This window comes from Niveispirillum sp. FG156 (genome assembly GCF_057809555.1).
Genome location: NZ_JBMDKE010000049.1, coordinates 1 through 20,684 on the forward strand (window position 1 = coordinate 1; position 20,684 = coordinate 20,684).

18 protein-coding genes are annotated in these 20,684 nt (G+C 64.1%); 7 read left to right on the forward strand and 11 right to left on the reverse strand.

Annotated features, from left to right (window positions below; translation table 11 throughout):
* The first annotated feature begins 103 nt into the window (after nt 1-103).
* The gene (locus ACODSP_RS24390; protein ID WP_488968134.1) at nt 104-1,555 is read left to right on the forward strand and encodes an NCS1 family nucleobase:cation symporter-1; all 1,452 of its coding nucleotides are present in this window, start codon (nt 104-106) and stop codon (nt 1,553-1,555) included.
* 1 nt (nt 1,556) lies between these two features.
* On the opposite strand, the gene kynB is transcribed toward ACODSP_RS24390, so the two are convergent.
* The 5 genes from kynB to ACODSP_RS24415 form a co-directional block, all read right to left on the reverse strand.
* The gene (kynB, locus tag ACODSP_RS24395; RefSeq protein WP_488968135.1) at nt 1,557-2,186 is read right to left on the reverse strand and encodes an arylformamidase; all 630 of its coding nucleotides are present in this window, start codon (nt 2,184-2,186) and stop codon (nt 1,557-1,559) included.
* Nucleotides 2,183-3,016: a tryptophan 2,3-dioxygenase gene (locus ACODSP_RS24400; RefSeq protein ID WP_488968136.1), complete on the reverse strand. Its 834-nt coding sequence runs from the start codon at nt 3,014-3,016 to the stop codon at nt 2,183-2,185. The genes kynB and ACODSP_RS24400 overlap by 4 nt, the downstream gene beginning before the upstream one ends.
* A 218-nt stretch (nt 3,017-3,234) precedes the next feature.
* On the reverse strand, nt 3,235-4,788 hold the full coding sequence (locus ACODSP_RS24405; RefSeq protein WP_488968137.1) for a SpoVR family protein: 1,554 nt from the start codon (nt 4,786-4,788) through the stop codon (nt 3,235-3,237).
* Nucleotides 4,785-6,107 carry a YeaH/YhbH family protein gene (locus tag ACODSP_RS24410; protein WP_488968138.1) on the reverse strand — a complete coding sequence of 441 codons (1,323 nt, stop codon included), beginning with the start codon at nt 6,105-6,107 and terminating at the stop codon, nt 4,785-4,787. Before ACODSP_RS24410 ends, ACODSP_RS24405 begins: the two co-directional genes overlap by 4 nt.
* 211 nt (nt 6,108-6,318) lie before the next feature.
* Entirely contained in the window at nt 6,319-8,268 is a 1,950-nt protein-coding gene (locus ACODSP_RS24415; RefSeq protein ID WP_488968139.1) for a PrkA family serine protein kinase, read from the reverse strand.
* A 971-nt stretch (nt 8,269-9,239) separates the two neighbouring features.
* Between ACODSP_RS24415 and ACODSP_RS24420 the strand changes: the two genes are divergently transcribed.
* Nucleotides 9,240-9,437 (forward strand): hypothetical protein, encoded by a 198-nt coding sequence (locus ACODSP_RS24420; RefSeq protein ID WP_054168845.1) that lies wholly within the window; start codon nt 9,240-9,242, stop codon nt 9,435-9,437.
* A gap of 243 nt (nt 9,438-9,680) precedes the next feature.
* A complete protein-coding gene (locus tag ACODSP_RS24425; protein ID WP_488968140.1) occupies nt 9,681-11,705 on the forward strand; it encodes a putative bifunctional diguanylate cyclase/phosphodiesterase in 2,025 nt (674 codons plus the stop codon).
* Between the two features lie 166 nt (nt 11,706-11,871).
* Here ACODSP_RS24425 and ACODSP_RS24430 read toward each other — a convergent pair whose 3' ends face one another.
* Both ACODSP_RS24430 and def read right to left on the reverse strand, forming a co-directional pair.
* A complete protein-coding gene (locus ACODSP_RS24430; protein WP_488968141.1) occupies nt 11,872-12,588 on the reverse strand; it encodes a COQ9 family protein in 717 nt (238 codons plus the stop codon).
* A 22-nt stretch (nt 12,589-12,610) separates the two neighbouring features.
* Entirely contained in the window at nt 12,611-13,171 is a 561-nt protein-coding gene (gene def / locus ACODSP_RS24435) for a peptide deformylase (protein ID WP_488968142.1), read from the reverse strand.
* 299 nt (nt 13,172-13,470) lie between these two features.
* Between def and rpsU the strand changes: the two genes are divergently transcribed.
* Together rpsU and ACODSP_RS24445 are read left to right on the forward strand one after the other, a co-directional pair.
* Nucleotides 13,471-13,674, forward strand: coding sequence for a 30S ribosomal protein S21 (gene rpsU, locus ACODSP_RS24440; protein WP_054168849.1), 204 nt, complete (start codon nt 13,471-13,473; stop codon nt 13,672-13,674).
* Between the two features lie 148 nt (nt 13,675-13,822).
* The gene (locus tag ACODSP_RS24445) at nt 13,823-14,653 is read left to right on the forward strand and encodes an AraC family ligand binding domain-containing protein (protein ID WP_488968143.1); all 831 of its coding nucleotides are present in this window, start codon (nt 13,823-13,825) and stop codon (nt 14,651-14,653) included.
* Here the strand turns inward: ACODSP_RS24445 and ACODSP_RS24450 are convergent.
* From ACODSP_RS24450 to ACODSP_RS24465, 4 genes are all read right to left on the reverse strand, one after another.
* Nucleotides 14,629-15,459, reverse strand: a complete 831-nt coding sequence (locus ACODSP_RS24450; protein WP_488968144.1) for a TIGR03915 family putative DNA repair protein — start codon at nt 15,457-15,459, stop codon at nt 14,629-14,631. The two genes, ACODSP_RS24445 and ACODSP_RS24450, sit on opposite strands and share 25 nt — an antisense overlap.
* Complete coding sequence (locus tag ACODSP_RS24455; protein WP_488968145.1) at nt 15,456-16,691, reverse strand: putative DNA modification/repair radical SAM protein; 1,236 nt, start codon at nt 16,689-16,691, stop codon at nt 15,456-15,458. The genes ACODSP_RS24450 and ACODSP_RS24455 overlap by 4 nt, the downstream gene beginning before the upstream one ends.
* Nucleotides 16,692-16,794: 103 nt before the next feature.
* Nucleotides 16,795-18,039: a sensor histidine kinase gene (locus ACODSP_RS24460; RefSeq protein WP_488968146.1), complete on the reverse strand. Its 1,245-nt coding sequence runs from the start codon at nt 18,037-18,039 to the stop codon at nt 16,795-16,797.
* 77 nt (nt 18,040-18,116) lie between these two features.
* The gene (locus ACODSP_RS24465) at nt 18,117-19,052 is read right to left on the reverse strand and encodes a LysR family transcriptional regulator (protein WP_488968147.1); all 936 of its coding nucleotides are present in this window, start codon (nt 19,050-19,052) and stop codon (nt 18,117-18,119) included.
* Between the two features lie 126 nt (nt 19,053-19,178).
* On the opposite strand from ACODSP_RS24465, the gene wrbA reads away from it, so the two are divergent.
* Together wrbA and ACODSP_RS24475 are read left to right on the forward strand one after the other, a co-directional pair.
* The gene (gene wrbA, locus ACODSP_RS24470; RefSeq protein WP_488968148.1) at nt 19,179-19,781 is read left to right on the forward strand and encodes an NAD(P)H:quinone oxidoreductase; all 603 of its coding nucleotides are present in this window, start codon (nt 19,179-19,181) and stop codon (nt 19,779-19,781) included.
* 146 nt (nt 19,782-19,927) lie between these two features.
* Nucleotides 19,928-20,641 carry a pirin family protein gene (locus tag ACODSP_RS24475; RefSeq protein ID WP_488968149.1) on the forward strand — a complete coding sequence of 238 codons (714 nt, stop codon included), beginning with the start codon at nt 19,928-19,930 and terminating at the stop codon, nt 20,639-20,641.
* Nucleotides 20,642-20,684: the final 43 nt, after the last annotated feature.

Below are 20,684 nucleotides of genomic sequence, written 5' to 3' on the forward strand. Positions count from 1 at the left end.
ATATCGGCGCTGACCGCGCCTTGACGCTGGGTCCCGGCTTCCGCCGGGATGACGAGGATGAGTTAGTTTCCCTTCCCCTCCCCCCAACCCACAGGCCCCGCCCATGTCCGATCCGCTTGACACCCATTCCGGCCTCTGGAACCCCGATCTGGCGCCGGTCCCGGCGGAACGGCGGACCTGGAACTGGGTGCATTACGCCTCGCTCTGGATCGGGATGGTGATGTGCATCCCCTCCTACCTGCTGGCCTCGGGCCTGATACAGCAGGGCATGTCGGCGGGACAGGCGGTGGCAACCGTGCTGGCCGGCAACCTTATCGTGCTGGTGCCCATGGTCCTGATCGGCCATTCCGGCGCCCGATACGGCCTGCCCTTCGCCGTCATCGTGCGGTCCAGTTTCGGGACACGCGGCAACAAACTGCCCGCCGCCCTGCGCGCCCTGATCGCCTGCGGCTGGTTCGGCATCCAATGCTGGGTGGGCGGCAGCGCCATCTATGCCATCGCCAACATCATGACGGGCGGTGCCCTGGCGGGGGACAAGATCGCGGCCTTGGGCATTGATGGCGGACAGCTGGCCTGTTTCCTGTTCTTCTGGGCCCTGCATCTCTGGTTCATCAAACGCGGGCCGGACAGTATCCGCTGGATCGAAACAGTCACGGCGCCTTTGAAGATCCTCATCATGCTGGCCCTGCTTTGGTGGGCCTGGGACAAGGCCGGCGGCTTCGGCCATCTCCTCTCCGCCCCGTCCCAGTTCGAACCCGGTGGGGCCAGGGAAGGCCAATTCTGGGCCGTATTCTGGCCGGGCCTGACGGCCATGGTGGGCTTCTGGTCCACGCTGGCCATCAATATCCCGGACTTCACGCGTTTCGCGAAAAGCCAGAAAGATCAGATGCTGGGACAGTCGGTGGGGCTACCGATCCCCATGGCCCTGCTGGCCTTCGTCTCCGTCGCCGTCACCTCGGCCACGATCATCATCTATGGCGAGGCGGTGTGGGACCCGGTCGATCTGGCCGGCCGGCTGGAGGGCATTGCCGTTGCCATCGGCCTGATCATCATCACCATCGATACTCTGTGCGTGAACCTCGCCGCCAACACCGTTGGCCCGGCTTACGATTTCTCCGCCATCTTCCCCCGCCATGTCAGTTTCGCGACCGGCGGCTACTTCACGGCGGGCATCGGCATCGCCATGATGCCCTGGAAGCTGATCGAGACGACGGACGGCTATATCTTCACCTGGCTAATCGGCTATGGCGCGTTGCTGGGACCATTGCTGGGCATCATGCTGGCCGATTACTGGCTGATCCGCCGACAGGTGCTGAACGTCCCCGCCCTGTTCGATGCGCAAGGCGAATACAGCTTCCGGTCCGGCTGGAACCCCGCCGCCCTGATCGCCTTTACGCTCGCCGTCCTGCCCAACCTGCCCGGCTTCCTGCACGCCGCCTTCCCCGGCGCTTTCGCGGGCGTGCCGGGCTTCTTCGTCGAACTCTACAACTACGCGTGGTTCGTGGGGCTGGGCATTTCGGCGTTGGTGTATCTGGGGCTGATGCGCCGAAACTGACCTACGCCATCTCCCGCAACACCGCCCTGACCGGGGCCGCGTCCGCGCCATCCAGCCGGATGGGCAGCGCTATCAACTCATAAACCCCGTCCGGCACCCCGTCCAGGACCAGCCCTTCCAGGATGCGCATGTCATGCCGGCGCACGGTATTGTGGGCGTCCAGGGTCTTGCTGCTCTCCGGGTCCACGGATGGCGCATCCGTCCCGATCAACCGCACGCCGCGTTCGGCCAGCGCCGTGATCAAGCCGGCATCAATGGCCGTAAAGTCACTGACCCAACCGTCCGGGAACCGCGCGAACGTATGCAGCAATACCCGCGTGATCCCCTCCCGCAACACCGGCATCACGTGCCCAATCGTGACCAGTCCGATGCCCGGCGGCACCGTCACCACCTGTGCCGGCCCCAGATAGACCTCCAGGTCCAGCGCCCCGATCCCCACGCCCGCGGCATCATAATGCAAGGGCGCATCCGCATGGGTGCCGGTATGGGTGGACAGGGTCAGGCGGCTTACATTGACGGGGCATCCCGGCCCGATGGCCCAGGTCCGTTCCTCCTGATAGGCGGTATCGCCCGGCCAGACGGGGATGCCCGGCTGCACCTTCTGGCTGATATCCCAGATGCGCCCGCTCAAATCGCCGTCCTCACGCTCAGCAGTTCGGGGAAGAAGGACAGGCTCAGCGCCTTGACCAGATAAGAGACGCCGCCGGTGCCGCCTGTCCCCATCTTGTACCCGATGATGCGTTCCACGGTCTTCATATGGCTAAACCGCCATTGCTGGAACCGGTACTCCAGATCCACCAACTTCTCGGCCAGCTCATACAGCTCCCAATGCGCATGCGGATCGCGATAGACGACCGACCACGCCGCCTCGACCCGCTTATCCGCCTGATAGGGTTGTGACCAGTCACGGTCCAGCGCCATTTCCGGGATACCCAACCCCCGCCGCGACAGCAGCGCCAGACATTCATCATAAAGCGAACGTTCATTCAGCGCCGCCGTCAGGCGCGCATGGATGTCCGGCATGCCCTGATGCACGGTAATCATCCCGGCATTCTTGTTGCCCAGCATGAATTCCAGCAGCCGGTATTGATAGCTTTGAAAGCCGGAACTCTGGCCCAGATGCGGACGGATGCGGCTGTAATCGGCGGGCGTCATAGTGGACAGCACGTCCCAGCCCTGGATCAGCTGCTGCTGGATACGCGCCACCCGCGCGATCATCTTGAAGGCCGGCCCCAGATCATCCTGTTTGATCTGCTGCCGCGCCGCCGCCAGCTCATGCAGGCACAGTTTCATCCATAATTCGGACGATTGGTGGATGATGATGAACAGCAGCTCATCATGCTCGCCCGACCGCGCATGCTGGCACGATAGCAGCGGTTCCAACCCCAGATAGGCGCCATAGGACAGGTCAGGTGCCTGATGCACCCCTTCCTGGGACAGATCGACGGCATTGGGCTTCATGGAACCGGGCACCCCTGGATCAGTGTTGCCCGACCATTTCATCTGCAACGATTGTCGTCAATCACCAAGCTCGCTCCCTCACCCTCCCAAGCCCTTACAGGCTTGGGCCCCTCCCTCTCGCACCTTCGTGGGCGAGGGGTGAAAATTTAGCCCCTCGCCCGCTTGCGGGAGAGGGAGGGGCCCGGCGGCGTCAGCCGTTGGGAGGGTGAGGGAGCGCTCTACGCTCCGCCCAGCACCACCCGTGGCGGTACGATGATCCGGCGCAGCGGGGTGGCGCCCGGTGTTTCCACCTCGTCCAGCACCACCTCATAGCCCCAGAGATTGGCCAGGTGCTGCATCACGGCGCGGGCCTCATCCTCCTCCAGCAGGATCTGGTTCATCACATGATGTTCCAGCATCAGCTTGCGGTCGCCCACCAGATCGACATCGACAATCTGGATATCGGCCTCGGCCCAGGCGATGTCGTACTGCCGGGCCAGCGCGTGGCGTACGGCGCGATATCCGCGTTCATCATGGATGGCGGCCACTTTCATTTCCGGGTCGCGCGCATCATCGGCCACATGGAACAGCCGGAATTTGCGGATCAGGGCCGGTGACAGATATTGCAGGAGGAAGCTTTCATCCCGGAAATTGGCCCAGGCATCGCGCAGTGCGCCCATGGCATCACCCCGCCCGGCCAGATCGGGGAACCAGTAGCGGTCCTCCTGTGTGGGCTGCGTTACGATCCGTTCGATATCCTGCATCATGGCAAAGCCCAGCGCGTAAGGATTGATGCCGCCATAGCGGCGGTCATCAAATTCCGGCTGGAACACCACATTGGTATGGCTGTGCATCGCCTCCATCCAGGCGCCGTCGGTCAACTGCCCCCGCTCGTGCAGGGTGGACAGGATGCGGTAATGGCAGTAGGTGGCGCAGCCCTCATTCATCACCTTGGTCTGGCGCTGCGGATAGAAATACTGTGCCACATGCCGCACGATGCGCAGGATTTCCCGCTGCCAGCCCTGCAGGCGCGGCGCCTTTTTCTCCAGGAAATAGAGGATATTCTCCTCCGGTAGTTCCAGCAGGGTGCGGCGGCGGTCACGGTCTGACAGGGGGCTGGCCCCGCCGACCTTGGTGGGCACGGTGCGCCACAGGTCGTTGAAGGTTGCTTCGGCATGTTCCAGCCGTTCGCGCGCGCGGCGTTCCTCGTTCCGCAGATCGGGGCCGCGTCGGCGGGGGTAGCGGTGGACGCCATGATTCATCAGGGCGTGGGCGGCATCCAGCACGCGTTCCACATTGGCATGGCCATACCGTTCCTCGCACTGGCTGATATAGGCCTTGGCGAAGGACAGGTAATCCAGGATGCCGTCGGCATCGGTCCATTGCTGGAACAGATAGTTGTTCTTGAAGAAATGGTTATGGCCGAAGGCGGCGTGCGCGATCACCAGTGTCTGCATCGTCATGGTGTTTTCTTCCATGATGTAGCTGATGCAGGGGTTGGAATTGATCACGATTTCATAGGCCAGCCCCCGCTGGCCCTTGCGGTACATCGCCTCGTCACGGGCGAAATGCTTGCCGAAGGACCAGTGCTTGTAGAAGAGCGGCATGCCGATGCTGGAATAGGCGTCCAGCATCTGTTCGGACGTGATCACCTCGATCTGGTTGGTGTAGCAATCCAGGCCCATATCCCCCAACGCCACCTTCTCGATGGCGTCATAGACGCGGCGGACCTTGTCATAGTCCCAGTCGGCGCCGGTATAGAGCGGGGCGGTTTCAAAGGCGGTAAGGGTCATGCACTCACCTCCGCCGGTTGCCCGGCCTTGTCCTTGGCGAACAGTTCGCGAAAGACGGGGTAGATTTCCCGACGCTCGGTCACGCGCCGCATGGCCAGCACGCCGCCGGCGTTGATCTGCTTGTAGGTGCGCCACAGGTCGGTTTCGCGCGGGCCGCCGCCATAGGGCAGGCCCGGCATCATCCCTTCCTGCCCCACCTCCAGATAGGCGTAATATTGACAGTCAGGCAGGATGCTGTCGGTCATCAGCTGTGCTGTCTTTGTATTGTCCGACAGGGCATTGTCGCCGTCGCTGGCTTGTGCCGCATAGATGTTCCATTCACCGGGCGGGTAGCGTTCCTTGATCACCCGCGCCATTTCCTCCAGCGCGGTCGACACCACCGTGCCGCCGGTCTCCGCGCTGTAGAAGAAGGTCTCCTCATCCACCTCCGCCGCGCGGTGGGTGTGGCGGATGAAGACCACGTCCACATGCTTGTACCGCCGCGACAAGAACAGGTAGAGCAGCATGTAGAAGCGCTTGGCCAGATCCTTCATATGCTCCGTCATGCTGCCCGACACATCCATCAGGCAGAACATGACCGCCTGCGCCGCCGGCCTGGGTGTGGCCGCGAAACGGTTGTAGCGGACATCGACGGGGTCGATATAGGGGATGCGCTGGGTCCGTGTCAGCGCCTCGCCCAAGTCCAGGCGCGCCTGTTCCAGCCGGTCGCGGTCACGCCCGGTTCGTTCCAGATCATCGATCTCCTGCCGCAGGGCCTTGATCTCCTCGCCCGTGGGGCGGTGCAGGGCGATGCGGCGGGCCAGGCTGTTGCGCATGGTGCGCACCAGATTGAGATTGGCCGGCGATCCCGCCACCGAATAGCCGGCGCGGTGCCAGTCCATGGCGTCGGTGACGGCCAGCTTGCGCTTGGCCAGATCGGGCAGTTCCAGGTCTTCCAGGAACAGGTCGATGAATTCCTCCCGGCTCAGGACGAAACGAAATTCGTCCTGGCCGTCGCCATCCTCCGCCCCCTCATTGCCCCTGCCGGACCCGCCACCCTGCGGCGGGCGTTTGATCTTGTCGCCGGACATGAACTCCTTATTGCCGGGGACCACATAGTCACGCTGCCCGCCGGTGGAGGACCGACGCAGGGTCGGTTCTTTGATGCCGTCGGGGGAGATGGCGATATCGCCGCCCATATCGATGTCGCGGATGCCGCGCTTGGCCGAGGCGTCGCGCACGGCCCGCATCACCTGCTCCTTGGCCCGGCGCAGGAACCGCTGGCGGTTGGCCAGACTTTTACCAGAAGGATTGAGACGTCGATCGACAATGGTGAACAAGGTTGCACCGTCCTTTCACTGTAACCCCCTGTCCAATCACATCACCTTGTCATCCCCGCGAAAGCGGGGACCCAGCGTAAGCAGCGATAGCTGCGACATGACTCATATCGGCGCTAACCGCGCCTGACGCTGGGTCCCCGCTTTCGCGGGGATGACGTCGTGTGATGGGGTGACGGGCGTTACATATTACGAATACCAAACCAACGCCCCATCACCCCGCCTGCTTCACCCGCATGTACCATTCGACCAGACGGCGGACCTGCCGTTCGGTATAGCCGCGGGCCATCATGCGATTGACGAACTCGCTGTGTTTCTTCTCCGTATCGCTGTCCTTCTTGGACCCGAAGCTGATGACGGGCAGCAGTTCCTCTACCTGACTGAACATCCGTTTTTCGATGACGTCGCGCAGCTTTTCATAGCTGGTCCAGGACGGGTTGCGCCCGCTATTGCCGGCCCGCATGCGCAGGGCGAATTTCACCACCTCGTTGCGGAAATCCTTGGGGTTGGCGATGCCCGCCGGCTTTTCGATCTTGGTCAACTCCTGGTTCAACAGGTCGCGGTTTAACAGCTGGCCCGTGTCGGGGTCCTTGAAATCCTGATCTTCGATCCAGGCATCGGCATAGTCGACATAGCGGTCGAACAGGTTCTGGCCGTAATCGTGGTAGCTTTCCAGATAGGCCTTCTGGATTTCATTGCCGATGAATTCCGCATAGCGCGGGGCCAGATCACCCTTGATGAACTCCATGTATTTCTTCTCCACCTCGTCGGGGAACTGCTCCCGCTTGATGGATTGTTCCAGGATGTACATCAGGTGGACGGGATCGGCCCCGACCTCGGTATTGTCATAGTTGAAGGTGCTGGCCAGGACCTTGAAGGCGAAGCGGGTGGAGATGCCGTTCATCCCCTCATCCACGCCGGCGGCGTCCTTATATTCCTGCATGGTCTTGGCCTTGGGGTCCGTCTCCTTCAGGCTTTCCCCGTCATAGACCCGCATCTTGCTGAACAGGTTGGAATTGCCATGGTCGCGCAGGCGGGACAGGACCGTGAAGCGGGCCAGCATTTCCAGGGTAGCCGGCGCACAGGGGGCAGCCGACAGTTCCGACGTCTTGATCAGCTTTTCATAGATGCGCTGTTCCTCCATCACCCGCAGGCAATAGGGCACCTTGACCACACAGATACGGTCGATGAAGGCCTCATTATTCTTGTTGTTCTTGAAGCTCTGCCACTCGGCCTCATTGCTGTGCGCCATGATCACGCCCTGGAAGGGCAGGGCGCCGATATTCTCCGTCCCGATATAATTGCCCTCCTGCGTGGCGGTCAGCAGGGGGTGCAGCATCTTGATCGGGGCCTTGAACATCTCCACGAATTCCAACATGCCCTGGTTCGCCCGGTTCAGGCCGCCGGAGTAGCTGTAGGCATCGGGATCATTCTGGCTGTAAAGCTCCAGCTTGCGGATATCGACCTTGCCGACCAGGGAAGAGATGTCCTGGTTATTCTCATCCCCCGGCTCCGTCTTGGAAATGCCGATCTGGCGCAGGCGCGACGGGCGCAGCTTCACCACCTTGAAGCGGCGAATATCGCCATCAAACTCGTCAAGCCGTTTCAGTGCCCAGGGGCTCATCAACCCGGTCAGGCGGCGGCGGGGAATGCCGAACTTCTCCTCAATCGTCGCACCCATGGTGACGGGATCGAACAGGCCCAGGGGGCTTTCGAACACGGGGCTGATCTGGTCGCCGGCCTTCAGCGCATAGATGGGCTTGTCCTCCATCAGCGCCTTCAACCGTTCCGCCAGTGAGGATTTGCCACCGCCGACGGGGCCCAGCAGATACAGCACCTGCTTGCGTTCCTCCAGCCCCTGGGCCGCATGGCGGAAGAAGCCGACGATACGTTCGATGGTTTCTTCCATGCCGAAGAATTCGGCGAAGGCGGGATAGACCTTGATGGTGCGGTTCATGAAGATGCGGGCAAGCCGCGCATCCTTGGCCGTGTCGATCACTTCCGGCTCGCCAATGGCGGCCAGCAGCCGTTCAGCGGCACTGGCATACATCAGCGGATCGTCGCGGCACCCCTCCAGGTACTCCATCAGCGACATCTCAACGTCGCGGCGGCTTTCATAGGAACTGGCGTAGCTGGCGAAAAGGTCTGTGACCAGACTGCTCATCGGCACTCTCCTTCCAGACGGCCGGTCAGGGGGCGATAGCGCGGGCATGGGCATGCCATGCACCGCGCCGCCGTGCCGGCGGGGGGCAGTGGAATAGGGTGGCGGTCGATCGTTGGCTCGCGCCGGGCCTCCCCGGCCCGAACCCGTTCCGGCCGCGTCAACGCGAACCGTCGGGTCATTCTTGTCGAACCCGCCACGGGGAACGGGGATGTGTCGGGGGCGGGCCGCAGGGCACCATCCGGTCGGACCGACCGGTCTTTGTGCTTGCTGATGGCCCTACCGTCACCCATCACCGCGTCTCCCAAGGTTGGGGGTCAATCGGTAATCAAGCTGTTGGTACTGAACGCAAAAATGTCATCACGAAACCGAACCGACGCAAAGCATCATCTCCCCCGATTGGGGCAGGCCGAAGGCATGTATGCATGCCGGGGGACCTGCCCGTCCGGGCGACCGGGCGGCGTTCGGCGCCTGCCCGTTTGGGGGAACCCTGTCCCCTGTCCACCCCCGCCCATCCAGCAACGGGGGGTCCGTAGACACAGCATGACCCGAAAGGGGGCCATGGGTCAAAGCATACAGCCGCACACCTTTAACAATCCGTAACGACCGCTTCGCTTTTGCCACTTCTGGTCATGATATGGCGCGGGATGGGGCCGTCGGCCAGCCCCCCTGACCGCATGCGCCGGCGGGTGAACCGGGTCGAATCGCCGACGAGAAACCGGCCCCCGACAATTCCGTATAGTCATCCCGCGATGCGGAAGGGGCGGCCATGCGTTGTTCGCTGTTGCAACAGATTGGCTGATGATTTGATCTAGTCACGTGAACGCCATCGTTTTGGATCAACAGTTTCGCAAATTAGCCGTAATGGCTGGCGATGCTGCGATGCGTGAAGGGCGGCGGTTTTTCACCGCCAACCGACACCGGCCAGGCCCGATGGTCCCGACCGTGACAAACGTTGAACCTGCGAAGGTGACATGATGAGCAGCGCCGATTTCGATAACGTCTTCACCGCCGCCTGCGTTGAGCTGGGCCTGGATCCCGCCAACACCAATATCTTCGCGCTGGAATGCCGCCGCCAGGGTATGGACCCGAGCAAGACCCGCGCCTATGACCTGGACAAGAACCCGTCCCCGATGTGGGCGCAGTTCCGCAAGCTGAAGCGCGCTTCCTGATCCGCCGTCCCTTTCGGGCGCGTAACGGAATGTGAAGGGGCCGTCCCGCCAGGGCGGCCCTTTTTCTTTGCGCCTTATCCGGGGGTGGGGGCGAATGCCCAATATTTGCTTGTACAGGTCCGACCCTTTTCGGGCATGATCACCGCGACGGAATATCGCAGCGCGGTTGCGTAACCCCATCACGGGGTGACCAGTAACGCGCCACGCGATGTACGGCCGGATGCAGGCCTTTTGGGGAGGGCGATGCTGAAAGGGCTGGGCAGTTCCTTGGCGGCCAGGCAGGCGGCGCGTGCCGTGCTTGCCGCCTGTCTCATCGGTTTGGTGTTGAGCGGGCTGGAGGTCGCCTGGGCGACGTGGCGCGAGCGCGGGAAGGCCAGCGATCTGGTCGAACAGATGCTCGACCTGACGGAAGGCAGTGCCGCCGCCGCCGCCTGGAACGTCGACGAGGCGCTGGCCCAGCAGATCGGCAATTCCGCGCTGTCCATCGGCGCCATCGCCGGCATCGATATCCGCATATCGGAGGAACAGCCCCTCTGGTCCCGCCACCGCGCCCTGCCCGCACCCACCGCTGGCAATGGCGTCATCGGTCGACTGGTGTTCGGCGATCTGGCGCGGGGCACCCGCCTTCTTTACCGGCCCCTGCCTGACGGGCGGGAGAAGCCGCCCATCGGCATTCTGCGCATCGACCTGGATATGGCGCGCGTGTCGGCGGATTATATCGCCTTTGTCGGGTCATCGCTGCTGGGCGGGCTGGCGCGCAATATCCTGCTGGGCCTGATGCTGACCTGGGTGTTCCACCGTTTCCTGACCCGACCGCTGGTGGAACTGGAACAGGCGGTGGCGGGGATCGATCCCGACAATCCCCGCGACACCCGCGTGAAGGTGCCCGCAGGCCACGAAACGGATGAGCTGGGCCGCCTGACCCAGCGTATCAATGAGACGCTGGACAAGCTGGATGAAAGCCAGGGGCAGCTGCGGCAACTGGCGACGCGTGACCCGCTGACCGAACTGCCCAACCGTGCCCTGCTGCTGGAACGGCTGGAACATGCGCTGGCGCGGGCCCGGCGGACCAAGCGTGGCGTGGCGGTGCTGTTCCTGGACCTGGACCGGTTCAAGCATGTGAATGACAGCCTGGGCCATGACATGGGCGACCGGATGCTGCAGGGCATCGCCCGCCGTCTGGACGATACGCTGCGCCATTCCGACACGGTGGGCCGCCTGGGCGGGGATGAATTCCTGGTCCTGGTGGAGGATGTGAAGGAGCCGAAGGAGGCGATCCAGGTTGCCGACCGCATCCTGGCTACCCTGGCCCGTCCGCTGGACCTGGAAGGCCATCTGCTGCATCCCAGCGCCTCCATCGGCATCTCGCTCTGGCCCAGCGACGGGCAGGATGCGCGGCAGATCCTGCGCTGCGCCGATGTCGCCATGTACGCGGCCAAGGCGGCGGGCACCGGCTGCTGGCGGATGTTCAGCGCCGAGATGTCGGAACAGGCCATGGCCCGCCTGCGCACGGAGGCGCGGCTGCGCGCCGCCGAACTGCGCGGGGAGTTCGAACTGTTCTACCAGCCCAAGGTGGACCCGCGCAGCCTGACCCTGCGGGGGGCGGAGGCGCTGTTGCGCTGGAAGACGGAGGACGGCTATATCGCCCCCGCCGACTTCATCCCCGTGGCGGAGGAGACGGGCCTGATCGGCCCTATCGGCGACTGGGTGCTGGGCGATGCCTGCAGGCAGGCGGCGGCCTGGCGCCGGGTCTATGGCGACCTGCCCGTGGCCATCAATGTCAGCCCGCGACAGCTGGCGGATGCGGATTTCCCCACCCGCGTGCGGGCGGCGCTCGCCACTTCCGGCTTGCCGGCAAATCTGTTGACGCTGGAGATCACGGAAACGGTGGCCATGACACAGGCGGCGGGCGATTTCGCTATGCTGCGGCTGTTAAGGGATATCGGCGTCGGCATGGCCATCGATGATTTCGGGACGGGCTATTCCTCCCTGTCCCACCTGCGGCGCATCCCGCTGACCGTGCTGAAGATCGACCGGGGGTTCATGCAGACGGTGCCGCATGATGTGGCCATCCCCGCCACCATCCTGGAACTGGGCCAGCGCCTGGGGCTGGAGATCGTGGCCGAAGGGGTGGAGACGGAGGCGCAGCGCGACTGGCTCTGCACGCTGGATTGTCAGACGATCCAGGGCTTCCTGATCTCCCGCCCCCTGCCGGCGGCGGAGTTCGAGGAACGGTTCCTGGGTGAGGGGGTTCGGGCGGTGGGGTGAGGCTTTAGCGTGGCTCCCTCACCCTCCCAAGCCTTAAGGCTTGGGCCCCTCCCTCTCCCACCTTCGTGGGCGAAACTTCTACCCTCGCCCACGAAGGTGGGAGAGGGAGGGGCCCGTCGGCGTCAGCCGATGGGAGGGTGAGGGAGCAACATTCCCCCGGCCCCCATCAGACCCCCGCCGCCCCCCGCAGCCGACGCATGAAGCGGGCAGGCGACGGGATATGGGCCAGCAGGCCTGCTGCCTTGTCGGCCCTGCCCGTGACCTGTCCGATCACCTTGCCCACGCTCATCACATTGGCGATGCGCCGGTCCAGGAAGGCCCAGCTGTCGGCCAGCCCGTCGGAGCGGTCATCCAGCCAATAAAGCGTGGTGGCGGTGACGACGCCGGCCAGAAGCAGCCGCTTGGTATAAAAATTATAGTCGACGGAAGTATCGCCAACGGCCCGCCAGGCGGCATCGACGGTGGCATAAACCAGTTGCGGCCCGCGCGTGGCGTTCTGCGGCAGGGACAGCAGGCTGCTGGCGCGGCGCACCGCCTCGCGATAGGGGATCAGGATTTCCAGTCGCTTGCGCACGGCCAGGGTCACCCGTTCGCGCACCTTCAATGCCGTCAGGTCGGTGCCAGCCAGGGCATCCACCATCTGCCGGTCGGCCCAATCGCTGAACCAGCAGGCAGCCTCCACCGGCCCACCGGGGAAGGCGGCATCGGCCTCCTGCGCGTGGAAGCCAGCGGCCTCCGCGCCGCGCCGCAGGGTGGTGCCGGTCCAGCCATCGAACGCCACATCGGGCAGCATGGCCACCAGGATCGCATCCTTGCGCGCGGCCAGGGCGGCCTGGGCGCGGGTATAGGCGTCTTGTTGCGGCGGTGTCGTGGCGTCGGTCATCACATGTCTCCCATCCGGCGTGTCAGCGCGATGGCGCCAGCACATCGGGTCCGAAAAACTTCTGCTCTTCCATATAGGTCAGCGTGGCCAGGCTTTCCATGCGGTCCAGATAGAGGACGGCGTCCAGATGATCCAGCTCATGCTGGATCACGCGGGCATGGGTGTTCGCGGCCTCGCGTTCCACCAGATTGCCATCCAGATCATAGCCGCGATAGCGGATGCGGCGATAGCGTGGCACGACGCCGCGCAGGCCGGGGATGGACAGGCACCCTTCCCAGCCCAGCACCGTCTCTGCTCCCACAGGCACGAATTCCGGGTTGATCAGGACTTGTGGCCCCATGGGGGCGTCGCCCTGGTCGCCCGTGGCGCGTTCCGGTGGCACCCGGAAAACGATGATGCGGCGGGACAATTCGATCTGCGGGGCGGCAAGGCCGATGCCGGGCGCATCGAACATGGTCTCCACCATGTCGGCCGCCAATTGCCGCAACCCATCATCGAAACCGCCGGCCACCGGTACCGGGATCGGGTCGGCGACACGGCGCAGGACGGGATTGCCCATGCGGACGATGGGAAGCACGGCCATGGAAAAGGCTCCGAAAAAAGGGGCGATTCGGCTATATCGCTATTGTGAGCCCCCCGGCGGGGCGATGCAAGGCAAGGAAAGCGTGCCCCCTATGGCCGCATGCCCGCCATTCCGCATGAATCTTCACAAGGACGCGCTGCGGGTCTTCACAAGCCCCACCGGCATGTGTATAACCCCGCCGACTGGATCGGGCGATGGCGCGACCTTCATGGTCTCGCGTTGCCTTTGTCTTTGTTTTCAACCCTACCCGCAAGTGCTGGCCCTGGCTGGTGTGAGCGCACGATTGGAGTGGATGTCCCGTGCAAGTTCTGGTTCGTGATAACAACGTCGATCAGGCACTGCGCGCGCTGAAGAAGAAGATGCAGCGTGAGGGCATCTTCCGCGAAATGAAGCTGCGCCGCAATTATGAGAAGCCGTCGGAAAAGCGCGCTCGCGAAAAGGCTGAAGCCGTTCGCCGCGCCCGCAAGCTGCTGCGCAAGCGTCTGGAGCGCGAGGGCTACTAATAGCCCTCCCTGTCCATCAGACAGATTGCCAGTTGGCCGTAAAGGCCACGGGATTGAATGCCGCCCCTGGGAAAGCCCGCGGGCGGCTTTTGGTCTTTCTGGGGTTGCGGTATAGTGGGTCTCACACCCCGCCGCCAAGGCTTGCCCGATGCCCCGCCGCCCCGCCGATTCCCATATTTTCTGGCGTGATCCCGCCCTTGCGCATCTGGAAGCGCGGGAGGTCATGGATGGCCGCACCGTCTGTTACGTGCCGCATTCCCATCCGACCTTTTCCATCGGCGCCATCACGGGTGGACACAGCGAATATCTGACCGGCACCGACCGGTTTGAGGCGGTCGAAGGCACTGTTGTGCTGATGAACCCGGAAATTGTGCACGCCTGCAACCCGGTCAATGACCAGCCCTGGTCCTACCGCATGCTGTATGCCGATACCGGCTGGCTGGCGCGTGTGCAGGGGCTGCCGGCGTTCCGGCCCTTTGGCGCCGTGATCAGCCGCGATCGCGATCTTTATGCCGACCTGATGGCCCTGTTTGATCTGCTGTTCGATGACGGGGTTGAGATCGCGGACAAGGAAGCCGGGGCCTGCCGTTTCTTCTCATTCCTGGCGGAACGTGTGGATGGGACTGGGCTGCCCATGGCGCAAAGCCATGACGCCCTGGCGCGGGCCGCCGATTACATCACCCGTCACTGCACCCGCGATTTACGGGTGGAGGAGGTGGCGGCAGCGTCGGGCCTCTCCCCCTCCTATCTGATCCGGGCGTTCAAGGCGCGTTACGGCCTGACCCCGCACGCCTATCAGACCAACCAGCGGGTCCGGGTGGGGCAGGCGGGGCTGCGGCGGGGGGAAGCCATTGTCGATGTGGCGCTGGATGCCGGATTTGCCGATCAGGCCCATTTCCAGCGGGTGTTTAAGGCGCATGTCGCCGCCACGCCGGGCCAGTATGGGCAGCAGGGTCAATCCCGTTCCCGCAGGCGGTAATGGAAGGGCTTGGGCTCAGTCGCCTCCCGCTCGATCATCTCCCGCATCCGGTCCTCGGCCCCGGCGATCAGGTCGGGGATCAGGTCGGCTTCGGGCAGGTTCTTCCAGTATTTCTTGGGCATTTCCGACTGCATGGCCCGCACCTTCAACCGGGCCGGGTTGAAGATATGGGCGAAATAGGTGCGCCAGAGATCGTCCGTATCATCGATCAGGTCGGGCTTTTCCGACGGTTCGTCGGACAGTGTCAGGTGCTGCCCGTCCCAGGCGGCTGATCCCTTGGGGCTCGCGATGATCCAATCCATGTCGGTGAAGCGGCGTTGGAAAAAGCCGGCTGTGCGGGCCACGATGTAATTGTCCGGTTCAAACCAGGCGGCGAAGCGGCGGCGGCCATCCTGCGGCGGTCCCATTTCCTTGAACCGGACAAAGGCCTTCATCTTGTGCGCGTCGCGGCGGATGGCCTTGGTCAGGGTCTCTGCCCGCGCCACATCCGCATCGGACGGGTTGGACAGCAGCGCCCGTTCCCGCTGCACCCGCCAAAGCAGACGGTACAGCAGGGCGAAGCGGGCCGGGTCGATATGGCAGATGACGGCATCGGCCAGGGTCAGGAAGGCGGCGGGCACCGTGGGGGCGGGCAGCGACGGGTCGGGCGGGGGCAGGGGATCATCGGCCATGCCGAACAGGTCGGCCCCCGCATCCCGCACCCGCCATTCCACATCGCCCGGACCCATGCCGGCCCGTAGCAGAGCGCGGGCCGCATCCCGCCATTCCCCCAGATCACCGCGCCCGCGTAAACACAGGCGGATCATCCGAACAGGCTCAACTGCTTGGGCTTGGGCGCGAACAGGTCGCGCAGGTCGGTGCGGTCGGTCAGGCGCAGGGGGGACCAGCCCTCCGCCATGATGAAGGGCCGCACCTTGCGCACGCCCACGCCCAGCCGTTCCAGATCCTCCAGCCGCAGGTTTCTGTGCCGCCGGGCCGACAGGATGGAAGGCACCGATGTCGTGCCCAGGCCCGGCACGCGCAGCAGCATCTCCTTCTCCGCCCGGTTGACATCCACGGGGAACCGGTCGCGGTTGACGAGCGCCCAGGCCAGTTTCGGATCGATATCCAGTTCCAGATTGCCATCTTCCCTGACCGACGTGATCTCCGCCACGTCGAACCCATAGAATCGGTAGAGCCAATCCGCCTGATACAGCCGGTGTTCGCGCATCAGCGGCGGGCGCGACAGGGGCAGGACGCTGGACGCATCGGGAATGGGGCTGAAGGCCGAGTAATAGACCCGGCGCAGGCGGAAGCGGCTGTAGAGATTGGCGGACGAGCCCAGGATGGTGGCGTCGGTCGTGTTATCCACGCCTACGATCATCTGTGTGCTTTGGCCGCCCGGCGCAAAGCGGATGCGCCGCTTGGTCCGCAATGTTTGTTCCTTCGACGCCTCGATCCTGGCGGACAGGTCGGACATGGAACGGCGGATGCGGGCCGGATGCTTCTGCGGTGCGAACTGTTCGATGCCCTGATCGGTCGGCAGCTCGATATTGATCGACAGGCGGTCGGCATATAGCCCCGCCTCCTCGATCAGTTGCGGCGATGCCTCCGGGATGGTCTTCAGATGGATATAGCCGCGGAAATTATGGAGCGTGCGCAGGTCCTTGGCCACGCGGACCAGTTGTTCCATCGTGTAATCGGACGAGCGGATGATACCCGACGACAGGAACAGCCCCTCGATATAGTTGCGGCGATAGAATTCCAGGGTCAGCCAGACCACCTCGTCCGCCGTGAACCGCGCCCGCTCCACATTGCTGGACGACCGGTTGACGCAATAGACGCAGTCATAGATGCAGAAATTGGTCAGCAGGATCTTCAGCAGCGAGATGCAGCGCCCGTCGGGTGCATAGGCGTGGCAGATGCCCATGCCTTCCGTCGATCCCAGCCCGCCGCTGGCCGACGAATCGCGCCGCTGGGTGCCGCTGGACGCACAGGACGCATCATATTTCGCGGCATCGGACAGGACGGCGAGACGTTGTTTCAGCGATTTGGCCATGGTCCGGACGGGTCGGGGGAAGGGATTTTGTTCATGATATGTTCGTGGTCGCCCACGTCAACAATCTTGAACTATGCCCACCGCCCGCGATGGCAAGGGAACCCTATCCGCGCCGGGGGAACAGGATTGTGAAGCAGGTGCCGTCGCCCACCCGGCTGTCGACATCGATGCGCCCGCCCAGACGCTGCGTGACCAGATTATAGACCAGATGCAGGCCCAGGCCGGTGCCGCCTGCATCCCGGTTGGTTGTAAAGAACGGGTCGAAGATGCGGGGCAGGGTGGTGGCGTCGATACCACTGCCATTATCGGCTACTGACAGTTCGACCCAATCCGCCGGTGCCTCAGCCGCGCGCAGCTGGACCCGGATGGTCCCACCATCGTCGCGGCCCGTGAAGGCATGGGTCAGGGCGTTCATCACCAGATTGGTGACGATCTGCGCGATGGCGCCGGGCGTGCTGTCCACTTCCAGCCCTTCGGCCAGATCGGGCAGCAGCCGGTGGGGAGCGCGGCGCAATTGCGGCTGCAAGCTGCGCAGCACCTCCCCCAGATAATCGCCCAGATCGAAGCGGCGGACCTGATCGGTGGTCTGGTCCACGGCCACCTGCTTGAAGCTTTGCACCAGATCGGCGGCGCGGGTGATGTTGCCCAGGACGAACCCCATCGCCTCCGTCGCGGAGGCGACGTAATCCTCCAGCAGGCTGCGGCGCAGGGACCCGTCGCGATAGGCGGCGCCAAACCGTTCGGTATCCTGGGCAAAGGCCGTCGCTGCCGTGACCGCGACCCCCAGCGGCGTGTTGATCTCATGCGCCACACCCGCCACCAGCCCGCCCAGGGCCGCCATCTTTTCCGCCTGGATCAGGTCGCGCTGTGTCGCGCGCAGCCGGTCCAGGGTGCGGGCCATCTCCTCCGCCGTCAGGCGCATGACGTCGATGCCCTGGCCCAGCCCCATGGCCCTGCCACCGCCATCCACCAGGACGAAACCCCGATGCAGGGCGTCGGGCTTCTGTTCCGCGATCAGGGTATTCAACGCCGAAAGGCCGGTCTCCAGCGGCACCAGCAGCGGTTCCCGGTCCGCCAGATGGGTGACGGCGCGGCGGGCATAGAGATCGCGGCCATAACGTTGGGAGAAATGCAGAAGGAAGGTCGCCCGGTCGGCCAGCGCCAGGGGCCGCCCACCCGCATCGGCCACGATCACGCCGGGCAGGGTGGGGTCGGTCTGGAACAGTTCGGCTACACTGCCGCAGCGCGTCTGTTCCGGCACCGACGGTACGGTGCGGCACAGCCGTGCGGCGGTCCAGGCCTTATCCGCTATCCCCTTGCCTGGGGCGTGGTCCCTGTCCCGGTCCAACCATTCCCCCGCTGCTGGGATCGAGTTCGGGTTTGATGCCAGAAAGCCATGACGGATTCGTGACAGGCGCGCCAGTCTCAACCGCCCTTCATCACCGTCAGGGCAGCATCCCAGTAGGGGACAGGCCCGAACCGGCCCGCCAGAAAATCCACAAAGGCCCGGACCTTGGGGCTGAGATGGCGGTTGGCGGGATAGACGGCGTGGGCCGCCAGCGGGCCGGGCAGCCAGGCATCCAGCAGGGGGAGCAGCCGCCCCGCCGCCAGCGCATCGCCCACGATGAAGGTGGGCAGCAGCACCAGCCCCTGGCCATGCAGCGCCGCCTCGCGCAGCGCATCGCCATTATTGGCACGCAGCCGTCCCTTCAGCCGCACATTCTGCGTCTCTTCTGATCCCGGTGCCGTGCGGAAGGTCCATTGGTCCGGGTTCTGGACATTGGTGTAGATCAGGCAATCATGATCGGCGATGTCGGCGGGGCTTTGCGGTGTGCCGCGCCGGTTCAGATATTCGGGGCTGGCGCAGATCACGGCGCGCACGGGACACAAGCGGCGGGCCACCAGCGAACTGTCCTTCAACCGCCCGATGCGTACCGCCAGATCATAGCCTTCCTCCACCAGATCGACGAACCGGTCGGACAGGTCTATATCCACGATCACTTCCGGATACAGGCCCATGAAATCGGCAATGGCGCCGGACAGGTGGACAAAGCCGAAGGACATGGGGGCGGCCAGTTTCAGGACACCGCGCGGGGCCGCATGCTGGCTGGCCACCGACCGTTCCGCCTCTTCCAGCGCGTCCAGCGCCTGGGTGACGCGGGCATAGAAGCCCTCGCCCACCTGGGTCAGGCTGATATGGCGGGTGGTGCGGTTGAACAGGCGGGCACCCAGACGCGCCTCCAACTCCCCGATGCGGCGGCTGGCGGCGGATTTCGACAGGCCCAGCTTTTCGGCGGCCCTGGTGAAGCTGCGCCCCTCCGCCACCAGCGTGAACAGCCGCAGATCCTCAAGCCGGTCCATTTTGTTCCCTCTCGATTGTCCCGCCCAGCGGGACAAAGCTGTTCAAAATTGGACCATTATCGGGAACGATGCAACGGCCTATCTTCCTCTCAACAGCGCAACACACCGCACCTTACGGAGAGCGAAATGAGCAAGGTTCTGGTCCTCTACTATTCCTCCTACGGCCATGTCGAGACGATGGCCAAGGCCGTTGCCGAGGGTGCGGCCTCTGTCGCCGGCACCGAAGTGGTGGTCAAGCGCGTGCCGGAACTGATCCCGGAAGAGGTTGCCAAGCGTTCCGGCATCAAGCTGGAACAGGACGCCGCCGTCGCCACCGTGGACGAGCTGCCGAACTATGACGCCATCATCTTCGGCACGCCCACCCGCTTTGGTATGATGGCCAGCCAGATGCGCAACTTCCTGGACCAGACCGGCGGTCTGTGGGCCAAGGGTGCGCTGATCGGCAAGGTCGGCTCGGTCTTCGTGTCCACGGCGACCCAGCATGGTGGTCAGGAAGCGACCCTGCTGTCCTTCCATACCAGCCTGCTGCACCATGGCATGGTCATCGCCGGCCTTCCCTACAGCTTCGGCGGTCAGACCCGCCTGGACGAGGTGACGGGCGGCAGCCCTTATGGCGCCACCACCATCGCCGGCGGCGATGGTTCCCGCCAGCCCTCGGAAAATGAGCTGGAGGGCGCGCGTTTCCAGGGTGCCCATGTGGCCCGTCTGGCGGCCAAGCTGTCGGCTTAACGCCTGTTCCCTCAGGTGCCGGGCCGGCGGTCGCCGGCCTCCGATGGTCATGGGGTCATGATCATCGGGTTTTATTCCATGACCGTAACGGTCCTTGCAGCGTCGCCGATCAGGGGCGCTGCCGGGAGCCATCAAGGAGAAGTGTCATGATCGAACATCGCCCCTTCGCCGGCCTGGGCAAGGCCAACCATGGCTGGCTGCGCGCCAATTTCCACTTCAGCTTTGCCGGCTATCACAATCCGTCGCGGGTCCATTGGGGACCGTTGCGGGTGTGGAACGATGACACGATCGACAGCAATACCGGCTTTGACCCGCATCCCCATCAGGACATGGAAATCATCACCTATGTCCGCAAGGGCGCCATCACGCACCAGGATTTCCTGGGCAATGAGGGCCGCACGGAAGCGGGCGATGTGCAGGTGATGTCGGCGGGCACCGGCATCGTGCATGCCGAATATAACCGCGAACCGGGTGAAACCACCCTGTTCCAGATCTGGATCATCCCCAACAAGCGTGGCGTGAAGCCCCGCTGGGAGGCTGCGAAGTTCCCCAAGGGCACCGATGCCCAGGGTCAGCTGCGCATCCTGGCATCGGGCCGGGATCAGGATAAGGACAGCGGTGCGCTTTATATTCACCAGGATGCTGCACTTTTGGGTGGAACCTTGCCGGCGGGTACGGTGTTAACCCATCGGTTGGGTGATCGGCTGGCCTATCTGGTCCCCGCCCGGGGCAAGGTGAAGGTCAATGGCCTGACCCTTGATGCCCGCGACGGCGCCGCGGTGAAGGACGAAGAAGTCCTGACCATCGAGGTGCTGGAAGAGGCTGAGTTGATCCTCGCTGATCTGCCGCGTGCGGCCTGATCGGCAGGGTCCACCATACCGGGGCCGGCTCCCCCATCCCCCC

Excerpts from the sequence above, each read along its gene's own strand:
- ACODSP_RS24425 (WP_488968140.1), top strand. The coding sequence starts at position 9,681 with ATGCTGAAAGGGCTGGGCAGTTCCTTGGCGGCCAGGCAGGCGGCGCGT.
- ACODSP_RS24390 (WP_488968134.1), top strand. The coding sequence starts at position 104 with ATGTCCGATCCGCTTGACACCCATTCCGGCCTCTGGAACCCCGATCTG.
- wrbA (WP_488968148.1), top strand. The coding sequence starts at position 19,179 with ATGAGCAAGGTTCTGGTCCTCTACTATTCCTCCTACGGCCATGTCGAG.
- ACODSP_RS24405 (WP_488968137.1), bottom strand. The coding sequence starts at position 4,788 with ATGACCCTTACCGCCTTTGAAACCGCCCCGCTCTATACCGGCGCCGAC.
- ACODSP_RS24465 (WP_488968147.1), bottom strand. The coding sequence starts at position 19,052 with ATGGACCGGCTTGAGGATCTGCGGCTGTTCACGCTGGTGGCGGAGGGG.
- ACODSP_RS24455 (WP_488968145.1), bottom strand. The coding sequence starts at position 16,691 with ATGGCCAAATCGCTGAAACAACGTCTCGCCGTCCTGTCCGATGCCGCG.
- ACODSP_RS24400 (WP_488968136.1), bottom strand. The coding sequence starts at position 3,016 with ATGAAGCCCAATGCCGTCGATCTGTCCCAGGAAGGGGTGCATCAGGCA.
- ACODSP_RS24415 (WP_488968139.1), bottom strand. The coding sequence starts at position 8,268 with ATGAGCAGTCTGGTCACAGACCTTTTCGCCAGCTACGCCAGTTCCTAT.
- ACODSP_RS24430 (WP_488968141.1), bottom strand. The coding sequence starts at position 12,588 with ATGACCGACGCCACGACACCGCCGCAACAAGACGCCTATACCCGCGCC.
- ACODSP_RS24420 (WP_054168845.1), top strand. The coding sequence starts at position 9,240 with ATGATGAGCAGCGCCGATTTCGATAACGTCTTCACCGCCGCCTGCGTT.
- ACODSP_RS24450 (WP_488968144.1), bottom strand. The coding sequence starts at position 15,459 with ATGATCCGCCTGTGTTTACGCGGGCGCGGTGATCTGGGGGAATGGCGG.
- ACODSP_RS24445 (WP_488968143.1), top strand. The coding sequence starts at position 13,823 with ATGCCCCGCCGCCCCGCCGATTCCCATATTTTCTGGCGTGATCCCGCC.
- def (WP_488968142.1), bottom strand. The coding sequence starts at position 13,171 with ATGGCCGTGCTTCCCATCGTCCGCATGGGCAATCCCGTCCTGCGCCGT.
- ACODSP_RS24475 (WP_488968149.1), top strand. The coding sequence starts at position 19,928 with ATGATCGAACATCGCCCCTTCGCCGGCCTGGGCAAGGCCAACCATGGC.